The organism is Nocardia sp. NPDC055053 (genome assembly GCF_053608285.1).
The window spans coordinates 1-20,284 of the sequence record NZ_JBSGVD010000005.1; the positions used below are offsets into that span (position 1 = coordinate 1).

Annotated in this window: 20 protein-coding genes; 13 read left to right on the forward strand and 7 right to left on the reverse strand. The window is 68.6% G+C overall.

Annotated features, from left to right (window positions below):
- Positions 1–34 precede the first annotated feature (34 nt).
- Together ACWF82_RS06575 and ACWF82_RS06580 are read right to left on the reverse strand one after the other, a co-directional pair.
- On the reverse strand, positions 35–1,162 hold the full coding sequence (locus ACWF82_RS06575; protein WP_452498654.1) for an NDMA-dependent alcohol dehydrogenase: 1,128 nt from the start codon (positions 1,160–1,162) through the stop codon (positions 35–37).
- Positions 1,163–1,207: 45 nt separating this feature from the next.
- Entirely contained in the window at positions 1,208–2,041 is an 834-nt protein-coding gene (locus ACWF82_RS06580) for an enoyl-CoA hydratase/isomerase family protein (protein ID WP_452498656.1), read from the reverse strand.
- Between the two features lie 216 nt (positions 2,042–2,257).
- Here ACWF82_RS06580 and ACWF82_RS06585 point away from each other — a divergent pair, with 216 nt between their 5' ends.
- The 11 genes from ACWF82_RS06585 to ACWF82_RS06635 all read left to right on the forward strand — a co-directional run bounded on the left by ACWF82_RS06585 (position 2,258) and on the right by ACWF82_RS06635 (position 13,055).
- Positions 2,258–2,410 carry a hypothetical protein gene (locus ACWF82_RS06585; protein WP_452498658.1) on the forward strand — a complete coding sequence of 51 codons (153 nt, stop codon included), beginning with the start codon at positions 2,258–2,260 and terminating at the stop codon, positions 2,408–2,410.
- Complete coding sequence (locus tag ACWF82_RS06590) at positions 2,407–4,032, forward strand: AMP-binding protein (protein ID WP_452498660.1); 1,626 nt, start codon at positions 2,407–2,409, stop codon at positions 4,030–4,032. Before ACWF82_RS06585 ends, ACWF82_RS06590 begins: the two co-directional genes overlap by 4 nt.
- A complete protein-coding gene (locus ACWF82_RS06595) occupies positions 4,029–4,868 on the forward strand; it encodes an amidohydrolase family protein (protein ID WP_452498662.1) in 840 nt (279 codons plus the stop codon). The genes ACWF82_RS06590 and ACWF82_RS06595 overlap by 4 nt, the downstream gene beginning before the upstream one ends.
- Before the next feature lie 27 nt (positions 4,869–4,895).
- A complete protein-coding gene (locus ACWF82_RS06600) occupies positions 4,896–5,942 on the forward strand; it encodes an acyl-CoA dehydrogenase family protein (protein ID WP_452498663.1) in 1,047 nt (348 codons plus the stop codon).
- Between the two features lie 15 nt (positions 5,943–5,957).
- Positions 5,958–7,160 (forward strand): acyl-CoA dehydrogenase family protein, encoded by a 1,203-nt coding sequence (locus tag ACWF82_RS06605; RefSeq protein WP_452498665.1) that lies wholly within the window; start codon positions 5,958–5,960, stop codon positions 7,158–7,160.
- A 20-nt stretch (positions 7,161–7,180) separates the two neighbouring features.
- Entirely contained in the window at positions 7,181–8,845 is a 1,665-nt protein-coding gene (locus ACWF82_RS06610) for a thiolase C-terminal domain-containing protein (RefSeq protein ID WP_452498666.1), read from the forward strand.
- Positions 8,842–9,756 (forward strand): alpha/beta fold hydrolase, encoded by a 915-nt coding sequence (locus tag ACWF82_RS06615; protein WP_452498668.1) that lies wholly within the window; start codon positions 8,842–8,844, stop codon positions 9,754–9,756. Before ACWF82_RS06610 ends, ACWF82_RS06615 begins: the two co-directional genes overlap by 4 nt.
- The gene (locus tag ACWF82_RS06620) at positions 9,756–10,172 is read left to right on the forward strand and encodes a Zn-ribbon domain-containing OB-fold protein (RefSeq protein WP_452498670.1); all 417 of its coding nucleotides are present in this window, start codon (positions 9,756–9,758) and stop codon (positions 10,170–10,172) included. The genes ACWF82_RS06615 and ACWF82_RS06620 overlap by 1 nt, the downstream gene beginning before the upstream one ends.
- An 18-nt stretch (positions 10,173–10,190) precedes the next feature.
- A complete protein-coding gene (locus ACWF82_RS06625) occupies positions 10,191–11,339 on the forward strand; it encodes a thiolase family protein (protein ID WP_452498672.1) in 1,149 nt (382 codons plus the stop codon).
- 62 nt (positions 11,340–11,401) lie between these two features.
- A complete protein-coding gene (locus tag ACWF82_RS06630) occupies positions 11,402–12,412 on the forward strand; it encodes an aromatic ring-hydroxylating oxygenase subunit alpha (protein ID WP_452498673.1) in 1,011 nt (336 codons plus the stop codon).
- A 25-nt stretch (positions 12,413–12,437) separates the two neighbouring features.
- The gene (locus tag ACWF82_RS06635) at positions 12,438–13,055 is read left to right on the forward strand and encodes an isochorismatase family protein (RefSeq protein WP_452498675.1); all 618 of its coding nucleotides are present in this window, start codon (positions 12,438–12,440) and stop codon (positions 13,053–13,055) included.
- A gap of 76 nt (positions 13,056–13,131) precedes the next feature.
- Here the strand turns inward: ACWF82_RS06635 and ACWF82_RS06640 are convergent, their stop codons facing one another.
- The 5 genes from ACWF82_RS06640 to ACWF82_RS06660 form a co-directional block, all read right to left on the reverse strand.
- On the reverse strand, positions 13,132–13,434 hold the full coding sequence (locus ACWF82_RS06640; protein ID WP_452498677.1) for a hypothetical protein: 303 nt from the start codon (positions 13,432–13,434) through the stop codon (positions 13,132–13,134).
- Complete coding sequence (locus tag ACWF82_RS06645; protein ID WP_452498679.1) at positions 13,431–14,948, reverse strand: class I adenylate-forming enzyme family protein; 1,518 nt, start codon at positions 14,946–14,948, stop codon at positions 13,431–13,433. The genes ACWF82_RS06640 and ACWF82_RS06645 overlap by 4 nt, the downstream gene beginning before the upstream one ends.
- 74 nt (positions 14,949–15,022) lie before the next feature.
- Entirely contained in the window at positions 15,023–16,321 is a 1,299-nt protein-coding gene (locus ACWF82_RS06650) for an amidohydrolase family protein (RefSeq protein ID WP_452498681.1), read from the reverse strand.
- 54 nt (positions 16,322–16,375) lie between these two features.
- Entirely contained in the window at positions 16,376–16,534 is a 159-nt protein-coding gene (locus ACWF82_RS06655) for a DUF1059 domain-containing protein (protein ID WP_452498683.1), read from the reverse strand.
- Positions 16,531–17,751, reverse strand: coding sequence for a CaiB/BaiF CoA transferase family protein (locus ACWF82_RS06660; RefSeq protein WP_452498684.1), 1,221 nt, complete (start codon positions 17,749–17,751; stop codon positions 16,531–16,533). Before ACWF82_RS06660 ends, ACWF82_RS06655 begins: the two co-directional genes overlap by 4 nt.
- A 169-nt stretch (positions 17,752–17,920) precedes the next feature.
- Between ACWF82_RS06660 and ACWF82_RS06665 the strand changes: the two genes are divergently transcribed.
- Both ACWF82_RS06665 and ACWF82_RS06670 read left to right on the forward strand, forming a co-directional pair.
- On the forward strand, positions 17,921–19,384 hold the full coding sequence (locus ACWF82_RS06665) for an aldehyde dehydrogenase family protein (RefSeq protein WP_452499153.1): 1,464 nt from the start codon (positions 17,921–17,923) through the stop codon (positions 19,382–19,384).
- 49 nt (positions 19,385–19,433) lie between these two features.
- Positions 19,434–20,282 (forward strand): mycofactocin-coupled SDR family oxidoreductase, encoded by an 849-nt coding sequence (locus ACWF82_RS06670; RefSeq protein ID WP_379034717.1) that lies wholly within the window; start codon positions 19,434–19,436, stop codon positions 20,280–20,282.
- Positions 20,283–20,284: the final 2 nt, after the last annotated feature.

A 20,284-nucleotide genomic window follows, 5' to 3' on the forward strand; every position in this document is an offset into this window, starting at 1 on the left:
GGGCCGGGCAGCTGCCCGGCCCCGCGTCGGTGGTTCAGTGATCGGAGTCGGTGAACCGGATGATGCCGCGCAGTCCGGGGGTACGGTGGATCTCCTCGTACGCCTCGTTGATCTGATCGAGCCGGTATTCCTTGGTGCCCGCCGCGCCGAGGTCCAGGTCTCCGAGTTTGTGTAGCGCGAGCACCTCGAGGATGTCCTCATGGGGGTTGCCACCGCCGAACAGGGTGGCCTGGATGTTCTTCTGCAGCAAGGCGCGCATCGACAACGTGAGGGGAGCCTCGCCGGCCATGGTTGGGCCCATGGCGGTGAGTACACAGGTGCCCGTTCGCGCGGTCAGGTTCAGCCACGCCTCCAGATCGTTGCCGTCGCGGCGGCTCATCGACGCGATCACCTTGTGACACATGCGTCCCGCGGTCGCGTCCGTGATGGCCGCGGTCGCGGTGGCGATATCGGGGAAAACGCCGGTGGCGCCGAGCTTCTCGGCCTGCGCGCGTTTCCAGGCGACCGGATCGATGACGAACACCCGGCCCGCGCCCGACAGCACGGCGCCTTGCAGCGTGGACGCACCCGCCCCGGCCAAGCCGACGATGGCGACATCGTCACCCGGCTGGATCCGCGCGGTGTGCACCGCCGATCCGTAGCCGGTGGTGATGCCGCAGCCGACGAGACAGGCGATCTCGAACGGGATGGAGGGGTCGATCTTGACCACCGAGGCGCGGTGCACCACGGCATAGGGTGCGAACGCGCCGACCAGCGCCATCGGATAGACATCGCGGCCACCGGCGGTGACCCGGAAACTGCCGTCGGCGACCGCGACACCACCGAGCAGGCCTGCGCCGAGGTCGCACAGATTGCACAGCCCGGCCCGGCAGGGCGGACAGGTGCCGCAGGAGGGCACGAACGACATCGCCACGTGATCGCCGACCCGCAGATCGTCGACGCCGTCGCCGACCTCGACGACGACGCCCGCGCCTTCGTGGCCGCCGAGGACGGGGAACCCGGCCAGGCTCAGGTCCCCGGTCGCCAGATGATGGTCGGCATCGCACAATCCGGCCGTCTCCATCCTGATCTTGACCTCACCGGCCCGGGGGTCGCCGATCTCGATATCCTCGATCGACCACGCCTGGTGCCGGTCCCGGATCAGTGCGCCTGTGGTTTTCATCGGACCTTCTTCGTTGTCTCGAGCTGGGACGTGCGGGCGGCCGGGTCAACGGCCGTGGAAGTCCGGGGCGCGACGCTGCCGGAACGCGGCCAGGCCTTCCTTGAAATCTGCGGTACGGCAAGCGAGTTCGAGTGCGTAGAGCTCGTTGTCCATGGCCTCGGGGAGTCCGGTGCCGAGATTGCGGTGGACGGCCTGCTTGGCCAGGCCCAGTGCGATCGTCGGTGCTTTCGCCAGCCGGTCGAGCAGCTCGGCGGTGGCGCGGTCGAGGTCGGCGGGTGCGGTGGTGGCGTGGATCAGGCCCCAGTCCGCGGCGTCGGTGGCGGTGACCTTCTCCCCGAGCAGGAGCATGCGCTTCGCCCTGGCGAGCCCGACGAGCCGGGGCAGCAACCAGGTGGCACCGGAATCCGGGCTGAACCCGCGTGGCAGGAAGGGTTCCCAGAACACCGCGTCGGTGTCGGCGAGGGTGAAGTCGGCGGCGAGGGCCAGATTGCACCCGAGCCCGGCCGCCCATCCCCGCACGGTGCATACCACGGGCAGGTGGCCGGCGTGCAGGAGTTCGACCACGCGGTGGGCGGTGTGGGGGATCCGGCGGACCAGATCGCCGGCGGGCGGCCTGCGTCCGGAGTCGTTGGTCGAGACCCAGTCGACACCGGCGCAGAAGTGCTCACCCGCGCCGCTGAGGTGGATGACCCGCAGCTCCTCGTCGGTGGCTGCATCGGTCAGCGCCGCGGTCAGGGTATCGATCATGCCGGGAGACAGAGCATTACGCCGGGTGTGCCGATGCAGGGTCAGGCGCAGTATCGGCCCGTCGCGGGTGACGTCGACCCTGCCCGCGGTGTCCTCGTCTTCGCTCACCACTGCGTGCCACCTTCCGATCATCGACGATGAAGCTACCGTCGTAGATACTGTAAACGATACCGTTCCATCTGGAGGATGTTCGCCTTTGCGGGCGAATTCCTTGCTTTCAGCCCTACTGTTACGTATACAGTAGTCATATCTATTCGAGCTACGGTGCGCCGTATGGCCACCGGGCCGCGGTGGATCGGCACCGGTGGCCGCATGTCGAAGCGACCCCAGTGACACGAGAGGATGTTGATGACCGCGCTCAGCTGTCCGGCGATCGATGTCGGCAACCAGTACTGCGAGCCGCTCGGCGCCTGCACCTCCGACGGGCGTTCTCCCCGGGTCGTCCCGGACGACACCGGCATCGCCGCATTCTGCTGTCCCGGCAGCGGAGCGCTGCGGTGAGCGAGTGGGCGATCAGCGCGGTCTTCGACGAGATCGCCGCGGCGGTACCCGACCGCACGGCCACGGTCTGTGGCGAACGGCGCCGTAGCTTCGGTGACACGGCGCTGCGCACCCGCCGGTTCGCGAACTTCCTGGCCGGCCGGGGATTCGGCCTGCACACCGAACGGGCCGAGCTCGACCGGTGGGATTGCGGTCAGGACCGCATCGCGCTGATCATGCGCAACGACCAGTACCTCGACGTGATGCTGGGCTGCCTGAAAGCCCGTGTGGTACCGGTCAATATCAACCACCACTACACCGTCCACGAGATCCGCGACCTGCTGGCCTACCTGCGGCCCCGCGGCATCGTCTACCACCGCTCGTTCGGACCCGTTGTCGCCGAGGCGATGCCCGAGGGGGTCGACCTGCTGCTCTCGGTCGAGGACGGCAGCCGGATCCCCGAGATCGCCGGCGCGACCGGGTACGAGAACGCGGTGACCGTCGGCCGTCCCGAACCGGTGATCGAGACCTCGCCCGACGACCTGGTCATGCTGTGCACCGGCGGGACCACCGGCAGGCCGAAGGGTGTGCTCTGGCGGCAGGGCGACATGTACGTCTCGTCCATGAACGGCGCCGATCACGAAGTGCCGGACGGGCTGCACCAGCTGGCGCGGATGACCGGGCACGTGTGGTTCGCGGTATCACCGCTGTCGCACGCGGCCGGGATCTGGACCTCGTTCGCGGGCCTGCTGGCCGGGCAGACCGTGGTGCTCTACGACGACCGCGAGCGCTTCGACGCCGCCCGTGCCCTGCGGATCGCCGAGGCGGAGCGGGCCGCGCTCATGACCATCGTCGGTGACGCCTACGCCGGGCCGCTGGTCCGCGCGTTGCGCGCAGGCGACTACGACCTGTCGGCACTGCTGGCGATCGGCACGGGCGGCGCGGCGACGAACCCGGTGCATCGGCACGACCTGCTCGAGTTGCTGCCCCACGCCTACATCGTCGAGGGCTACGGGTCCTCCGAAACCGGGGGAATGGGCTTCGGCCGCAGCACCCGCGGCAACGAGGTCGACACCTTCGCCCCCATGCCCGGCGGCACCGCGGTGTCCCACGACCGCACCCGTTTCCTGACGCCGGGCGAGACCGAGGTCGGCTGGGCTGCCCGGACCGGCCGGGTGCCACTGGGCTACTTCCAGGACCGCGAGGCCACCTTACGCACCTTCCCCGAGATCGACGGCGTCCGCACCGCGGTGCCCGGCGACCGGGCCACGGTCGACGCCGACGGAACCCTGCGGCTGCTCGGGCGCGATGCCCTGGTCGTGAACACCGGTGGCGAAAAGGTGTTCGTCGAGGAAGTCGAGGAAGTCCTGCGCGCCCACCCCGACGTCCATGACGCGCTGGTCGTCGGAAGACCCAGTGCCACCTGGGGAAACGAAGTGGTCGCACTGGCGTGCACGGAGACCCCGGGTGACGACATCGCAGCGGCGTTGCGCGACCTGTGCCGGTCGCGCCTGGCCGGATTCAAGGTGCCCAAGGCGGTGATCTTCGTCGAGGAGATCCGGCGGCTCGGCAACGGAAAACCGGATTACCGGTGGGCCATGCAGCGGGCGGCCGACGCGGCCGCGGAAGGAATCGGAGCATGAGCGAACGCAAGGTCAACGACTGCCTGGTCAATGTGCACTTCGGCGAACGGGAGCAACCTCCCTGGATGCTCAAGGTCCGCGACGACTACTTCAAGGGTGGCAGCGCGATGTACGCCCCGGTCGACCTCGACGCACTGCTCGGCGAGATGGACGAACAAGGCGTCGAGAAGGCAGTGCTGATGTATTCGATGGTCAAGCCGTCGACGACCGCGCTGAAATTCGCCGAGCAGCGACCGGACCGGTTCTCCCTGGCGGTCAACGGCGTCGACCTGCTGCACCCGGTCCCTGCCCTGCGGGAACTGTCCGCACTCGTGCGCGATCTGCCCGTCAGCTACACGACCATCGGTGCCAGTTTCTGGGGCGACGGCAGGTATCCCCCCACCGACGCGGTGTACTACCCGCTCTACTATAAATGCGCGGAAATGGGTCTGCCGCTGTGCATGAACACCGGCCTTCCCGGTCCGCCGATTCCCGGTGAAGTGCAGAACCCGATCTACCTCGATCGCGTGTGCTACCAGTTTCCGGAGTTGCGGCTGTGCATGATCCACGGCGCCGACCCCTGGTGGGACACCGCCATCCGGCTACTCATCAAATACGAGAACTTGCGCTTGATGACCTCGGCCTGGTCACCGAAACGCTTGCCGGACAGCCTCATCCACTTCATGCGGACCCGGGGCAAGAACAAGGTGATCTTCGGATCGGACTGGCCGGTCCTGGCCATGCGCCGGGTGGTGCCCGAGGCGCTGGCGCTGGATCTGCCCGCGGACGTGGTCGACAACTACCTCTACAACAACGCCCAGGAATTCTTCTTCGGCGACCGGCCCGTCAGCAGCTGACGCAGGCGAAATCAGGAGCAAACCACAATGGACCGTTACGAATTGCGCAGGCAGGACTACTCGCTGTCCGCCGACCAGACCGAACTCCAGGCCGTCTACGCGAAGTTCTTCCGCTCGCGGAGCCCGCTCGACACCGTCCGGGCCGCCGAGGAATCCGGCTTCGACAAGGATCTGTGGGAACAGTTGTGCGCCACCGGCGCCACCACGATGGCACTGTCCGAATCCGCCGGTGGTGACGGCGCGACCCTGGTCGACCTGTCGCTGGTCGCCGAGGAACTCGGCCGTGCACTCGCCCCGGTGCCCTGGATCGACCACGTCTGCGCCGCCCGGCTGCTCGCCCGCCTCGGCGCGCTGACCGGTGCGGCGGGCAGCGCCGTCGTCGAGGGCAAACGCCTGGTCGCGCTCGACACCCGCGTCGATTCCGCGAGCGGACGGCGACTCGTCGGCGCCGCCGCCGTGGCCGACCGGATCATCGTGCGCGACGGCGCGCAGATCGTGGAGCTGGGCTTCGACACCCGGCCCGCGCCGGTCGCCAACATCGGCAGACTGCCGATGGCGTGGGTCGATCCCGCCGCGGCCGACCATCGGACGGTGCTGGCCGAGGGGACCGCGGCCCTGGCCGAATACGATCGCGCCCTGGACGAATGGCGGGTACTCACCGCGGCCGCCCTGGTCGGGCTCGTCGAGGAGACCCTGCGCATCGCCGCGGAGTTCGCCACCACCCGTTACACGATGGGCGTGCCGATCTCGACCCTGCAGGGCATCTCACACCCGCTGGCCGATATCGCGATCACCGTCCACGCCGCCCGCAACCTGACCCGGCGCGCGGCCTGGTTCCTCGAACACGAACCCACGGTGCAGCCCGGTCTGCCCGCCGCGGCCTTCGTCTACATCGCCGAAGCGGCGCCCAAGGCGGCCACCACGGCGACACACGTCCAGGGCGGTCTCGGGGTGTCGGAGGAATCGGCGGCCTCGTCCTACCTCCTCCGGGCCAGGGGCTGGCCGCTGGCCGCCGGTGACCTCGGAGCCAGCGCGGTGCAGGTCGCCGAACTCTTCGCCGCGGCGACCTCCTAGAAACGGAGTACGAACATGGATTTCTCACGCGTGGAACTGTCCAGCGAGGATCAGGAATTCCTCGACGGGGCAAGGGAATTCCTCGCCACCCACGTCACCGACGAGGTGCGGCGCCGGGACCGCGAGACCGGCGACAACTTCGACGAGGGCGTGCACCTGGCCCTCGGCGCGGCCGGCTGGCTGGCCGCCGAACTCGCCGGCGAGAGCGACGGTGGACTCGGCAGGCTGCGCGGGCGCCTGTGGGACCTGGAGAAGCGGCGGGTGCACATCCCCTGGGTCACCTGGGGCACCACCGCCATCGTGGCGACCTCGGTGCGCTCGCACGGTTCCGCGGAACTGCAGGCCGAAGTGCTACCGGGTCTGGAGCGCGGCGAAATCCGGCTGTGCCTGGGCTATACCGAGCCCGAGGGCGGATCCGATGTCGCCATGTGCAAGACCCGGGCGGTGCGCGACGGCGACCAGTGGGTGATCAACGGCTCGAAGATGTTCACCACCGGCGCGCACAACTGCCAGTACGTCTTCCTCATCACCAACACCGACCCCGAGGCGCGCAAACACAAGAGCCTCACCATGTTCCTGGTGCCGCTGGACACTCCGGGCATCGAGATCCAGGGCATCAAGACGGTCGACGGTGACCGCACGAACATCGTGTATTACAGCGATGTCCGGGTCGACGACAAGTACCGCCTCGGCGCGGTCAACGAGGGCTGGTCGGTGCTGATGGGCCCGCTCAGCACCGAGCACGGCGTGGTCGACGCCGATGCCGACGGACTGCAGGATGTGTCGATCCTCGTCCACCAGGGCACCATGATGGCGACCTCGGTCGACCGGGTCACCGCCATCGCGGCGCAGCCAGGGCCAGGCGGGCAGCGGCTGCTCGACGACCGGTCGGTGGCCTTGCGGCTGGGCCGCAGCATCGCCCGGATGGAAGCGGCCCTGTCCGCGCCGCACATGTTCGGCCGGGTGGCCATCGCCCAGACCATGCGCGACATCTCCCCGGACCTGATGGACATTCTCGGGCCCGCCGCCGCGCTGCCGATCGGCACCGAGGGCGCGGCCGACGACGGCGGCATGGAATACATCTTCCGGTGGGCGCCGCTGTGCGGCATCTACGGCGGCACACTCGAGGTGTTCCGCAACATGATCGCCCAGCACATCCTCGGACTCGGCAGGCCGACCTACGCACCGCTCGCCACGCCGAAAGCCACGGCGAGCTGACCGGCTCGGAGGGAGCACCCGTGGCCGAGGACACCCAGCGGCTGCCACCGCCGACGACGCCGGAGACCGAATTCTATTGGGCCTCCGGCGCCGACGGCCTGCTGCGCTTCCGGCAGTGCCGGTCGTGCGCCGCACTCGTTCACCCACCGCGGCCGGTGTGCCGGTACTGCCGGGGTGAGGACTTCGACATCCACGCGGTCTCCGGCTACGCCACGCTGATCGGATTCACCGTCAACCACCGGTTCTCGGTGCCCGGTCTGCCCGCGCCGTACGTGGTCGCCCAGGTCGCGATCGCCGAGGACGACCGGGTTCGGCTGACCACCAACGTGATCGGCGCAGACCCGGCCGATCTGGTGCTGGGACAGCGGATGATCGTGGAGTTCCACCAGGCGGGCGGGAGCTGGTTGCCACTGTTCCGCCCGGCGGATCCAGAGGCGGCGGAACCGCTTTCGGCGTTGCCAACTGATCCGGTGGAACCGGCACGGCTGCGCGAGCGGATCCGCGGGCCGGTGACCGGGGCCAAGTTCGAGGACCGGGTCGCCATCACCGGCGTCGGCCGGTCCAGGATCGGCCGTAGGCTCCTGGCCGACCCGATGTCGTTGACAGTGCAGGCATGCCGGGCTGCGGTGCAGGACGCGGGATTGTCCTTCGACGATATCGATGGATTGTCGACCTACCCCGGCTCCGGCGACTTCGGGCCGTTCGGCGAGGGTGGTGTCACCGCGCTGGAATCGGCGCTCGGCCTGTATCCGACCTGGCACAACGGTGGCGCGGAAACCTTCGGCCCCGGCGGATCGGTGATCGCGGCCATGCTCGCCGTCGCCGGTGGCCTGGCCCGCCACGTCCTGTGCTTCCGCACGGTCTGGGAGTCGAGCTACGGCGAACTCGTGCGCACCGGGCGGATCACCCCGTCGGGTGGCATCACCGATCCCTGGCTGGTGCCCTTCGGCGCCGTGTCGGCCGCGCACCTGCTGGCGCAGACCGCGCAACGGCACTTCCACCGCTACGGCACCGACCGCGAGACCCTGGGCTGGATCGCGCTCAACCAGCGTGCCAACGCGGCGCTGGACCCGAGCGCGATCTACCGGGATCCGCTGACCATGGACGACTACCTGTCCGCGCGCCTGGTCACCACCCCGTTCGGCCTCTACGACTGCGACGTACCCTGCGACGGCGCCGTGGCCGTTGTCGTCTCCGCGCGCGACACCGCGGCCGATCTGGCACAGCCGCCCGTCCTGGTCGAAGCGGTCGGTACGCAGATCGCCGAACGCCTGGAATGGGATCAGAGCACCCTCACCCACGAACCACAGGTTCTCGGCCAAGCCGCGCACCTGTGGTCACGCACCGACCTGCGGCCCGACGATGTGGACGTCGCCGAACTCTACGACGGCTTCACCTTCAACTGCCTGTCCTGGATCGAAGCCCTCGGTTTCTGCGGCATCGGCGAGGCGAAGGACTTCCTGAACGGCGGCACGAACATCGCCCGTGACGGCATCCTGCCGCTGAACACCCATGGTGGTCAGCTCTCGCACGGGCGCACCCACGGCATGGGCCTGATCCATGAGGCGGTGACTCAATTGCGCGGCCAGGCGGGCCGGAGACAGATACCGGGCGCCCGCGTAGCGGTCGTCAGCAGCGGGGGACTGACCCCCAGCGGAGTGATGTTGTTGCGGAGGGACACATGAGTATCGAGAACGGTCCGGCCACCACCGGTCCGGTGACCGCACGCACGGTCGACGTGGGTGGCATGCGGTTCTCGGCCCTGTGCGCCGAGGTCGCCGAGCCACGTGCTGTGGTGGTCGCCCTGCACGGTGGTGCCACCACCGCCCAGTACTTCGACCTGCCGGACCGGCCGTGGTTGTCGCTGCTCCAGCTCGGTGCGCGGCTGGGATTCACCATGATCGCGCTCGACCGCCCCGGCTACGGCGCATCGGCGCCATGGGATCGAACCTTCGACCCGCCCCAGCAGCGGGTCGACGCGACCTTCGCCGCGATCGACGCACTGCTCGGCACAGGTCCGCGCGGCGCGGGTGCCTTCGTGATGGGCCACTCGGCCGGCTGCGATCTGGCGGCACGGATGGCCGCCGACCCCCGTGGCAACGACCTGCTCGGCCTCGAGCTGGCAGGCACCGGCGTGGACAAGCAGCCCGAGGCCATCCGGGTCATCGAGGAAATCCACCGCACCGGGCGCCCCGGCGGCATCCGGGACCTGCTGTGGAGCCCGCCGGACGGCTACCCACCCGAAGTGTTCGGCGGCCGGTCCCTGTCCTCGGCCACACCGATGTACGAAACCGTGGTCGTGCGGCAGTGGCCGACCGACCTCCCGGTGCTGGCCGAACAGGTGCGGGTCCCGGTGCGGCTGACCCACGCCGAGCACGAACGGGTGTGGCGGACCGATCCGGTCGCGGTGGGCGGGCTGGCCGCCCTGTTCACCGAGGCGCCCCGGGTCGTGAACCACGAACAGGCCGGCTGTGGCCACAACATGAGCGTCGGCTTCGGCGCCGCGGGCTATCACCTCGGCCTGCTGGCCTTCGTCGAGGAATGCGCGGTGCGAGCCGGAGACCTGGTGACGAATTCGACGAAGAGGAATGACTGATGCAGAGAATGATCGCCCCCGAGATCTCCACCTGGCCGGAGCCGGACTTCCAGCTGATCGCCGGATCGTGCGGCGACTGTGGCGCCTCGGTGTTCCCGGTCCAGGACCTGTGCCCGCGCTGCAGCAAGCCCGCGATCGAGCCGATCACGTTGCCACGCACGGGCACCCTCATCGCCTGGACCACGCAGGGATTCCTGCCCGGCGCACCGTATCTCGGCGACGAGACCGCGGAGACATTCGTGCCGTTCGGGGTCGGGCTGGTCCAGCTCGGCGACATCATCCGGATCGAAGGGCGGCTCACCGAGAACGATCCGGCGACTGTGACATTCGGGATGAGTGTCGTGCTGACCAGCATCCCCCTCGGTACCGACTCCGAAGGCAACGAGGTACTCACCTTCGCCTTCCAGCCCGCCTGACGGACAGGAACATCTGAGATGACCAACGATGTCGCGATCATCGGTGTGGGTATGCACCCGTTCGGTCGCTTTCCCGGTAAGACCGCCATGCAGATGGGGACCGACGCGATCCGCGCGGCCCTGGCCGATGCCGGCCTCGAGTGGCGGGACATGCAATTCGCGGTGGGTGGCAGCTGGGAGGTCGCCAACCCCGACGCGATCGTGTCGCTGATGGGCCTGACCGGTATCCCGTTCACCAACGTGTTCAACGCGTGTGCCACCTCGGCGTCGGCCACCGAGGCCTGTGCGGACGCCATCCGGCTCGGCAAATACGACATAGGCATCGCGATCGGCATGGACAAGCATCCGCGCGGTGCGTTCACCGTCGACCCCACCCTGGTCGGGATGCCGAAATGGTATGGCGAGAACGGTCAGTACCTGACCACCCAGTTCTTCGGGATGAAAGCCAACCGCTACCTCCACGACCACGGCATCTCGGTGGACACCCTCGCGAAGGTGGCCGCCAAGAACTACCGCAACGGCGTGCTCAACCCGAATGCCTTCCGCCGCAAGCCGGTCGCCGAGGCCGACATCCTCGCCGCGCCCATGCTGAACTATCCCCTGACCCACTACATGTTCTGCGCGCCGGACGAGGGCGCCGCCGCGGTGATCATGTGCCGCGCCGATATCGCGCACCGGTTCACCAGTACACCGATCTACGTCCGGGCGGTGGAGGTGCGCACCCGGACTTACGGTGCCTATGAGGTGAATACCACCTACGCGCCCGTGGAGGAGGTCGCATCCCCGTCGGTGTTCGCCGCCAACGCGGCATTCGAGAGCGCGGGGATCGCCCCGGCCGATATCGACGTGGTCCAGTTGCAGGACACCGACGCGGGCGCGGAGGTCATCCACATGGCCGAGGCGGGTTTCTGCGCCGACGGTGAGCAGGAACGCCTGATCGCCGAGGGCGCGACCGAGATCTCCGGAACACTGCCGGTGAACACCGACGGCGGGCTCATCGCGAACGGGGAACCGATCGGCGCTTCGGGTATGCGCCAGCTGCACGAGCTGGTGCTGCAATTGCGCGGCACTGCCGGAGAGCGTCAGGTCGCCGGTGGCCCGAAGGCCGGATTCGCCCTGCTCTACGGTGCGCCCGGCACCGCGGGCGCGACCATCGTGACGACCTGAGCGGGACAGGCTATGCGATCCCGTGAATGTCCGAGTACAACATCCGGCACAGGAGGTGCCCTGTGAAAGTCCCGTTCACCTGGAAAGTCACCGGCTGGTTCATGGTCGGTTGGTCGGCAGAATTCCCGCAGGGGGAGACCAAGCCACTGCACTACTTCGGTGAGGATCTCGTCGCCTACCGGGACGAGGCCGGGGAACTGCACATCCTCACCGGGCACTGCAAGCATCTGGGCGCGCACCTCGGCCACGGCGGCAAAGTGGTCGGAGACTGTGTCGAGTGCCCGTTCCACGGCTGGCGGTGGGGCCCCGACGGCAGGAACCGGCACATCCCCGGAGAAGACCGGGTCAACCGCGGCCTGCGGCTGCAGGTATATCCGGTGAACGAACAGAACGGGTGTGTCTTCCTGTGGCATCACCCCGAAGGCAACCCTCCGTCGTGGGAGATGCCCGACATCCTGCGCATGTTCCCGGAACTGGGATCCGATCCCGCCGACTACTACCGGCCCTATCCGGAGTTCTCCAGCAAGACCGAACGCGAGCCGGTGCATCCGCAGGTTGTGCTCGAAAACGGGCCGGACAGCCTGCATTTCGAGTATGTCCACGGTGCGACCGTCACCCCGCAGATGCTCGACTACAGCGCCGTCGATCACACCTGGTCGTTCTTGACCGGCTGGCCCGACGCGCGCAGCGACGATCCGGACAAGATGGCGCTGAAGATCCACGCGCAGATGTTCGGTCTCGGTGGTTCGATCAGCGCGTTCGAGGGCTCGTCCCGGCATCGGCTGATCTTCGCCACCACGCCGGTCGACGACGAATCCTCGGACCTGTTCTATTCGATCTGGTGGCCGCGCGACCCGGGTGACGAATCCGATGTTCCGCCACCGGAAGTCCGGGCGCGGGTGGAGAAGCAGTTCCTGGTCACGGTCTGGGAGGATCTGAGCATCTGGCGGTACCAGAAGTATGTGGAGCACCCGCCGCTTTCGCCCAAGGACGCCAAACCGTATCTCTCCCTGCGTAAGTGGGCGACACAGTTCTACGACGTGCCGCCCGCGGACGCGCCGGTGCGGACATGACGGCGCTGTGCGGGCAGGCCGGGGCATGACGCGCAGGTCCCTGGCCGAGCTCGTGGCGCCCGGCCGCACCGCCATCGTCACCCAGGAACTCCAGGGTGCGGTGGTCGGCGAAGCGGCCGGGCTGCGCGCGCTGGCCGAGGAGGCCCGCGACACCGCGTTGCCCGCCATCGGCGCACTGCTCCCGGCGGCCAGGGCAGCCGGGGTGCAGGTGGTGCACTGCCTGGTCTGGCGTCGACCCGACGGGCTCGGCTCCAACCACAACGCGAAGCTGTTCGCCCTCGGCACGCGCGGAGTGACCCTGGATCCGGACACCGAGGCCACCGCGCTGCTGCCCGAATTCGGGCCCGAGCCACGTGATCTGGTGCTGCGGCGCAGGCACGGGCTCGGTCCCATGGGCGGCACCGATCTCGACGCGGTACTGCGGAACCTCGGGGTGACAACCGTGGTGGCGGTGGGTGTCTCGCTGAACGTGGCCATCCCGAATCTGGTGATGGACGCGGTCAACGCCGCCTACGACGTGGTGGTGCCCCGTGACGCGGTGGCCGGCATCCCCCGGGAATACGGTGCGGCGATGATCGACAACACACTGTCGATGATCGCCACGATCACCACGACCGAAGAACTGATGGCAGCCTGGCGCTGACGCGGTCGGCCCACGAAACATCAACGGCGCTCCTGCCTCTCGTGCAGGAGCGCCGTCGACGTTTCGCGCGTCGCGCTCAGTCGCTGGACGGAAGTTGCTTGGCTTCCTTGAGGTCCAGGGGCACCGTGTCCACGTCGAGGGTGCCCACACCCGCCCGGGTGACCAGGATCTCGGCGCCGGTGGCGTGGACGTACCGCTTGCCCACGGCGGTCCCGCCGGCGAAATCCGGGTCGATGACTGCCTGTGTGTCCTTGGCTGTCCCCAGGGTCACCATGGGTGTGCCACCACATCGCAAGCCCGCGATGGCGTCGGTGGCTTTGATGACGATGACCTGGGTGTCGCAGACCTGGCTTTCGAGGCGGGTTCCGCTGGTGATCACAATGCTCCTCGTGTGGTGGACACGGCGGAGAGCTCGTCGACGAGATCGCGCCGCAGGATCTTGCCTGTGGGGTTGGTCGGGAGGTCGGTACGGAAGACGACCCGGTCCGGGGTGCGGGAGCCACGCAGGTTCGCGCGGACATGGTCGCGCAGCTGCTCCGGGTCCGGATCCGCACCGGGGACGGGCACGACGACGGCGACCAGGATCTGGCCCCACTGCTGGTCCGGTAGGCCGACGACGGCCACCTGTGCCACCTCGGGATGCTCGACCAGCACATCCTCGAGCTCGGCCGGGGCGATGTTCTCCCCGCCGCGGATGATGGTGTCGTCGGAGCGCCCACCGATGAACAGATAGCCCTCGGCGTCGAGCGCGGCCAGATCCTTTGTCGGGAACCACCCGTCGGCGTCGAGCACCGAGCCGAGGCCACGATAGACCCCGGATACCTGGGGGCCACGGACGAAGAGCTCGCCGATCTCGCCGGGCGGCAGGACGGTTCCGTCCTCGGCCCGGATCGCCAGTTCGATGCCGGGCACCGCCCGACCCACCGAACCGAGCCTGCGGGCGATCGCGGGATCGGTTGCCGCGAAGGCGATCCGGTGATCCTCCGGTGTCGACACCGCGATGGTCGAACTGGTCTCGGTGAGCCCGTAGGCATTGACGAGACCGACCTCAGGCAGCAGTTCGAGGGTCGCGCGTACCAGCGGGAGCGGCGCCCGGGAACCGCCGTAGGCGAGCGTGCGCAAACTCGGCAGCCCGGTCCCAGGCGCCGCGCGCAGGGCGGTGACGATCCGGTCGAGCATCGTCGGCACCACCGTCGCGTTGGTGACGGCTTCCTCGCGGACCAGCGTGATCCAGCGCTGCGCGTCGAACTGCCGCAGGTACACCGTGGTTCGGCCGGCATAGAGATTCGACAGTGCGGCACCGACACCGGCGATGTGGTACGGCGGGACGCAGACCAGGGCAGCGTCCGTCGGTGCGGCAGAATCGAATTCGACGGTGCCCATGACATAGCTCGTCAGGTTGGCGTGGGTGAGTTCCACTGCCTTGGGCTGGGCGGTCGTGCCCGAGGTGAACAGCAGGACCGCCGTCTCCTCGGGCGCGGGCTCGGTGATCGTGGAGTCGCCGGACGCGGTGCGGACCGCAGCGCAGAACAGCGCGGAGCCGATGACCTGCTTGCCGGTTCCCGCGACGATGTCGGCGTAGTCGTCGTCGGCGACGACCAGCGGGGTGGGGAGCCGCTCGATGAGTTCCCGCAATGCGGCCGCGCCGAGCCGGTAGTTCAGCGGAGTGAACGCGCGGCCAGCCCGCGCGGACCCGAACAGCAGCAACGGCAGCATGATTCCGCCGGTGCCGACGTAGGCGACATGGCCCACACCGGCCGAGCTGATCAGTCCCGCCGCGCGGTCGGCCAGCTCGCTCAGCTCGGCCACGGTGATCCTGGTGTCGTCGGCGACGACGGCGTTGTGGTCGGGCCGGGTGGCTGCGGCCATCTCGAGTAGCACGGAAATGCTCAAAATCTCACCTCATCGGTTCACAGCGGAGGCGGCCACCCCGGATCCGGGTCCGGGGTGGCGCGCGGTCGTGCCGGTCAGCTCGCGGTGTGCGCGGTGGCTGCCTTGATCTGCGCCTGGAAGGAGGCCAGTTTGTCCTCGGCCGAGGTCGATCGCTGGCTGCGGGACCTGATGCTGACGTCGTGGCCTGCCGCGACGGCCCGCAAGGCACCGACGGTCGCCTGTTCCCGGGGGATGTGCTGGAACGGGTCGAAGGAGTACCAGCGCATCGCGTTCAGATGCGTGATCTTGTCGATCTCGTCGTCGGGCACCTGTTCCTGTTCGAGCAGGCCGGCGAGAACCTCGGGAGCGTCGGGCCACATGGAGTCGCTGTGCGGGTAGTCCATCTCCCAGGAGATGTTGTCGACGCCGATCTCGTGCCGAAGGCGAACACCGACCGGATCGCTGATGAAGCAGGTGAGGAAGTGGTCGCGGAACACCTCCGACGGCTTCTTGCCGCCGAAGTCCTGCATCGTCCAGGTCGAGTGCATCTCGAAGGTGCGGTCCACCCGCTCCAGGAAATACGGGATCCAGCCCGTGCCGCCCTCGGACAGCGCGATTTTCAGGTCCGGGTATTCCTTGACCGGCCGGGACCAGAGCAGATCGGCCGCCGCCTGCACGATGTTGAGCGGCTGCAGCGTGATCATCACATCCGGCGGGGAGTCGACCGCGGGAATGGACAGCCGGCCCGAGGACCCGATGTGCACACTCAGCACGGTGTCGGTGTCGACGAGGGCCTTCCACAGCGGATTCCAGTACGGGTCATGGAAACTGGGGTAGCCCAGCGCCGCCGGATTCTCGCTGAAGGTCAGCGAATGCACGCCCTTGGCCGCGACCCGGCGTACCTCGGCGGCACACAGTTCGGCATCCCAGATCACCGGCAGGGCCATCGGGATGAAGCGGCCGGGGTAGGCGCCGCACCACTCGTCGATATGCCAGTCGTTGTAGGCCTGGACCAGGGCGAGGGAGAAGTCCGAATCCTCGGTCGCGAACAGCCGGCCCGCGAAGCCGGGGAACGAGGGGAAGTTCATCGAGGCCAGGATGCCGCCCGCGTTCATGTCCTTGATGCGCTCGTGGACATCGAAACAGCCCGGCCGGATCTCGTCGAGGCCGTCGGGCTCGAGTCCGTATTCCTCTTTCGGCCGCCCCGCCACGGCGTTGAGGGCGACATTGGGGATGACGGTGTCGCGGAACTTCCAGACATCGGCGCCGTCCGGGGTGTGGATCAGGCGCGGTGCTTCGGCGGCGTACTTCTTGGGCAGGTGTCGGGCGAACATGTCCGGCGGTTCGATGATGTGGTCATCGACGCTGATCAGGACCATATCGTTCTTGTCCACGAGCACTCTCCTATCTGAGTTACTGTAAGTATTACTATAGAGATTTCCGCCTGCCTAGTGGGCGAGGAAGAGGATTTGTTCCCTGGTGTAGCTGTGGCCGGGATGGCGCTCGGTCAGATGCTGCTGGGCCCGCTCGACGAGGTCGTTCTCGTCGGTGCCGGTCAGCCACTCGCCGCACGGGCAGCTCAGATAGCGCTTCTGGGTCTCGGTCACAGGACCGCCCCGCTGTCCTTGGCGGCGACGATGTCGTCCCAGCTCAGGCCGAGTTCGAGCAGGATCGTCTCGGTGTGCTCGCCGTACTCGGGTGCGCGGCTGGCCGGAGCGGGTGTCTCGTCGAACTGGACCGGGGCGGCGACGGTCCGGTACTCGGTGCCCCCGCTGTCGGTCATCGTCATGAGGTAGCCGTTGGCGGCGACCTGCGGGTCGGTGAGCACTTCCTGGGGGCTGGCGATGGTGGCCCACACGCCCGGCTCGTCGGCCAGGGCCTTCTGCCAGTCGGCGAGGTCGCGCTCGGCGAAGGTCTTGCGCAGTTCGGTGGTCGCTGCCTCCTGGTTGACGACGAGGTTGGCCAGCGGGGTGAAGCGCGGGTCGGTGCCGAGGTCGGGGCGGCCGATGCGCTCACAGAACCCGGCCCAGAACCGGTCGGCCTGCAGTAGGACCAGCTGGACCCAGCGGTTGTCGCGGGTGCGGTAGCGGTTGACGGCGGGGTTCAGGGCGGTGCCCGCTTCGCCGGCCGGAATCCGGTCGATGCCGTAGTAGTCGGCGGCGGCGATGTCGGGCGCGACCGACCACATGCCCTGGGCGAGTAGCGAACTGTCGACGATCGGCGCGTGGCCGGTGCGCTCGCGGTGGAACAACGCGGCGGTGACGCCACCCGCCAGGGTGATGCCGCCCTGGAGATCGCCGAAGGCCGGGCCCTGCGCCATCGGGAACTCGGCGTCGATCGGGGACAGGGCGTAGGCCACGCCCGCGCGGGCCAGGTAGCTGGCCGCGTCGAAACCGCCGCGGTCCTTCTCCGGGCCGCGGCTGCCGTGGCCGCTACCGCGGGCGATGATCACCGACGGGTTGAACTCCCGGATCTGCGGCACCGTCAAGCCCGCGCGGTGCAGCGGGGCGGGCAGCCAGTTGGTCAAGAAGACGTCGGCCTCGGCGATCAGCCGGCCCAGGATCTGCCTGCCCTGTTCGGATTTGATGTCGACGCCGATGCTGCGCTTGCCGTGATTGCCGAGTTCCATCATGAAATTGGCCTGGACTGAGGTGCCGGTGCCGTCGAGGCCGCCGATGGTCAGGTTGCGGCAAGGGTCGCCGCCCCGGGTGTCCTCGACCTTGATGACGTTCGCGCCCCAGTCGGCCAGTGCGGCGCCCGCGCTCGGCACATAGGTCCACGACGCCAGCTCGACAACCGTGACGCCACTGAGCAATCCGGACATCGGTGCTCCTTTCCCGCGATTGATACGTGTCCCGAAGTACTATACGGTAATCATTACAGTTAATCATCCAGGATGGTCATCGGGAGGCAATGTGAGCGAGGTCGTCGGCGAGCGGGCCGCACTGAGTCCGGAGCTGGGGCTGGTGGCCGCCGCGCAGGCCGAGTCACGCATGCTCATCGACGGTGAGCTGACCGGCGCGCGTTCAGGCGCGACGTTCGGCAACCACAGCCCGGCCACCGGGTCGCTGCTCGGCGTCACCGCCGCCGCGGCGGAGGCGGACATGACGCGGGCGATCGCCGCCGCGCGGCGGGCGTTCGATCACAGTTCCTGGCCGGTCGACCGGGCGCTGCGCCGCCGCTGTCTCGAACAGCTGCAGAGCGCGCTGGAAGCGGAGAAGGAGGCGCTGCGCACCGAGCTGGTCGCCGAGGTCGGCTGTCCGGTCATGACGACCCACAACGCGCAACTGGACTGGCCACTGGCCGAGGCGCTGCGGTATCCGGCCGGGCTCATCGACGAATTCGCCTGGGAGCGGGTTCTGGCGGGTGGCGGTCTCTTCGGTGATCGGAACAAGCGCACCGTGGTGCAGGAACCGGTCGGTGTCGTCGCGGCGATCTGCCCGTCGAACTTCCCCGTCGAAGTCGTGCTCAACAAGCTCGGCCCCGCCCTGGCGGCGGGTAATACCGTTGTCCTGAAACCGGATCCGCACACACCGTGGAACGCCACCAGGCTCGGCAGGCTGATCGCCGAGCACACCGACTTCCCGCCGGGTGTGGTGAACATCGTGACCACGCCGTCGAACGAGGTGGCCGGACTGCTGTCCACCGATCCGCGCGTCGATCTGGTCTCGTTCACCGGGTCGACCGAGGTGGGGCGCCTGCTCATGCGCCAGGGCGCGGCGTCGATGAAGCGGACGTTCCTCGAGCTCGGCGGGAAGTCGGCGCTGATCGTGCTCGACGACGCGAAACCGGAGCTGGCTCTGCGCAGCGCCATCGGGGTCTGCGTGCACGCGGGTCAGGCCTGCGCGGCGACGAGCCGGATGCTGGTGCACCGCTCGATGTACGACGACATGGTCGAGGCAGTGGCGGCGGCCTTCGCCGCGGTCCCGGTCGGCGATCCGGCGCTGCCGGAAACCCTCGTCGGCCCGTTGATCAGTGCCGCACAGCAGGATCGGGTCCGCGACGCGTGCACGCGGGCGGTGCGCGACGGTGCGCGCCTGGTCACCGGCGGTGAGGTACCCACCGATCTGCCCGCACACCTGGCCGACGGGCACTTCTTCTCCCCGACGGTCTTCGCGACCGAGGATCCCGGTCTGGCGATCGCGCAGGAGGAGGTGTTCGGGCCGGTGCTCGTCGTCATCCCGTTCGCCGACGACGACGAGGCCGTCCGCATCGCCGACAGCACCGCATTCGGTCTGGCCGGTGCCGTGCTCTCGCGCAGCGACGAACGCGGGATGGCGATCGCGCGTCGGCTGCGCACCGGCGTGGTCGGCGTCAACGGCGGCATGTTCTACGGCGCGGACGCGCCGTTCGGCGGCTACAAGAACAGCGGAGTCGGCCGCCAGTGCGGCATCGAGGGGTTCCAGCAGTACCTCGAGACCAAGACCATCGGCTCCCGGCTCCCGCGGCAGCACTGAGCCCGCGAGCACATCCGACCACCGTAGAAGTACTGAAAGGTTGCCATCAGTGGGAAGTTTGGACGACAAGGTCGCCGTCATCTCGGGCGCGGCCCGGGGACAGGGACGCTCGCACGCGGTCAACCTGGCCGCCGCGGGCGCCGACATCATCGCCCTCGACATCTGCGCGGATCTCGAGGGAAATACCTACCCTCTGGCCCGTCCCGAGGATCTCGAGGAGACCGCCCGGCTGGTCGAGAAGGAAGGCAGGCGCTGTCACCCGGCGATCGTCGACGTGCGCGACCGCACCGCGGTCTGGGCCGCGGTCGCCGCCGGCGCGGAAGCGCTGGGCCGCCTCGACATCGTGGTCGCCAACGCGGGCATCGCACCGCTGGGCAGCGGGCAGAGCATGCAATCGTGGTCGGACACCATCGACACCGATCTGGTCGGGGTGTTCAACGTGGTGCAGGCCAGTCTGCCGCACCTGGGCGCGGGCGCCTCGATCATCGCGACCGGTTCGCTGGCCGCGCAGTTGGGCAGCTCCACCAAGCAGGGGCCCGGCGGCTCGGCCTACAGCTTCGCCAAGCAGGTCGTCGCGCACTACGTCAACGATCTGTCGATCCAGCTGGCCAAGCAATCGATCCGGGTCAACGCGGTCCACCCGACCAACGTGGACACCGACATGCTGCACAACGACGGCATGTACAAGATCTTCCGCCCCGACAAGGACGCCCCGACCCGCGCCGACGCGGAGCAGGCGTTCCCGGCCATGCAGGCCATGCCCGTGCCCTACATCCAGCCGCAGGACGTCTCGAACATGGTCGTGTTCCTGGCCTCGGACGCCGCCCGGTTCGTGACGGGCAGCCAGATCCGCGTGGACGCAGGCGGATTCGTCAAGGCCGTGCCCTGGGGGAAGTGACA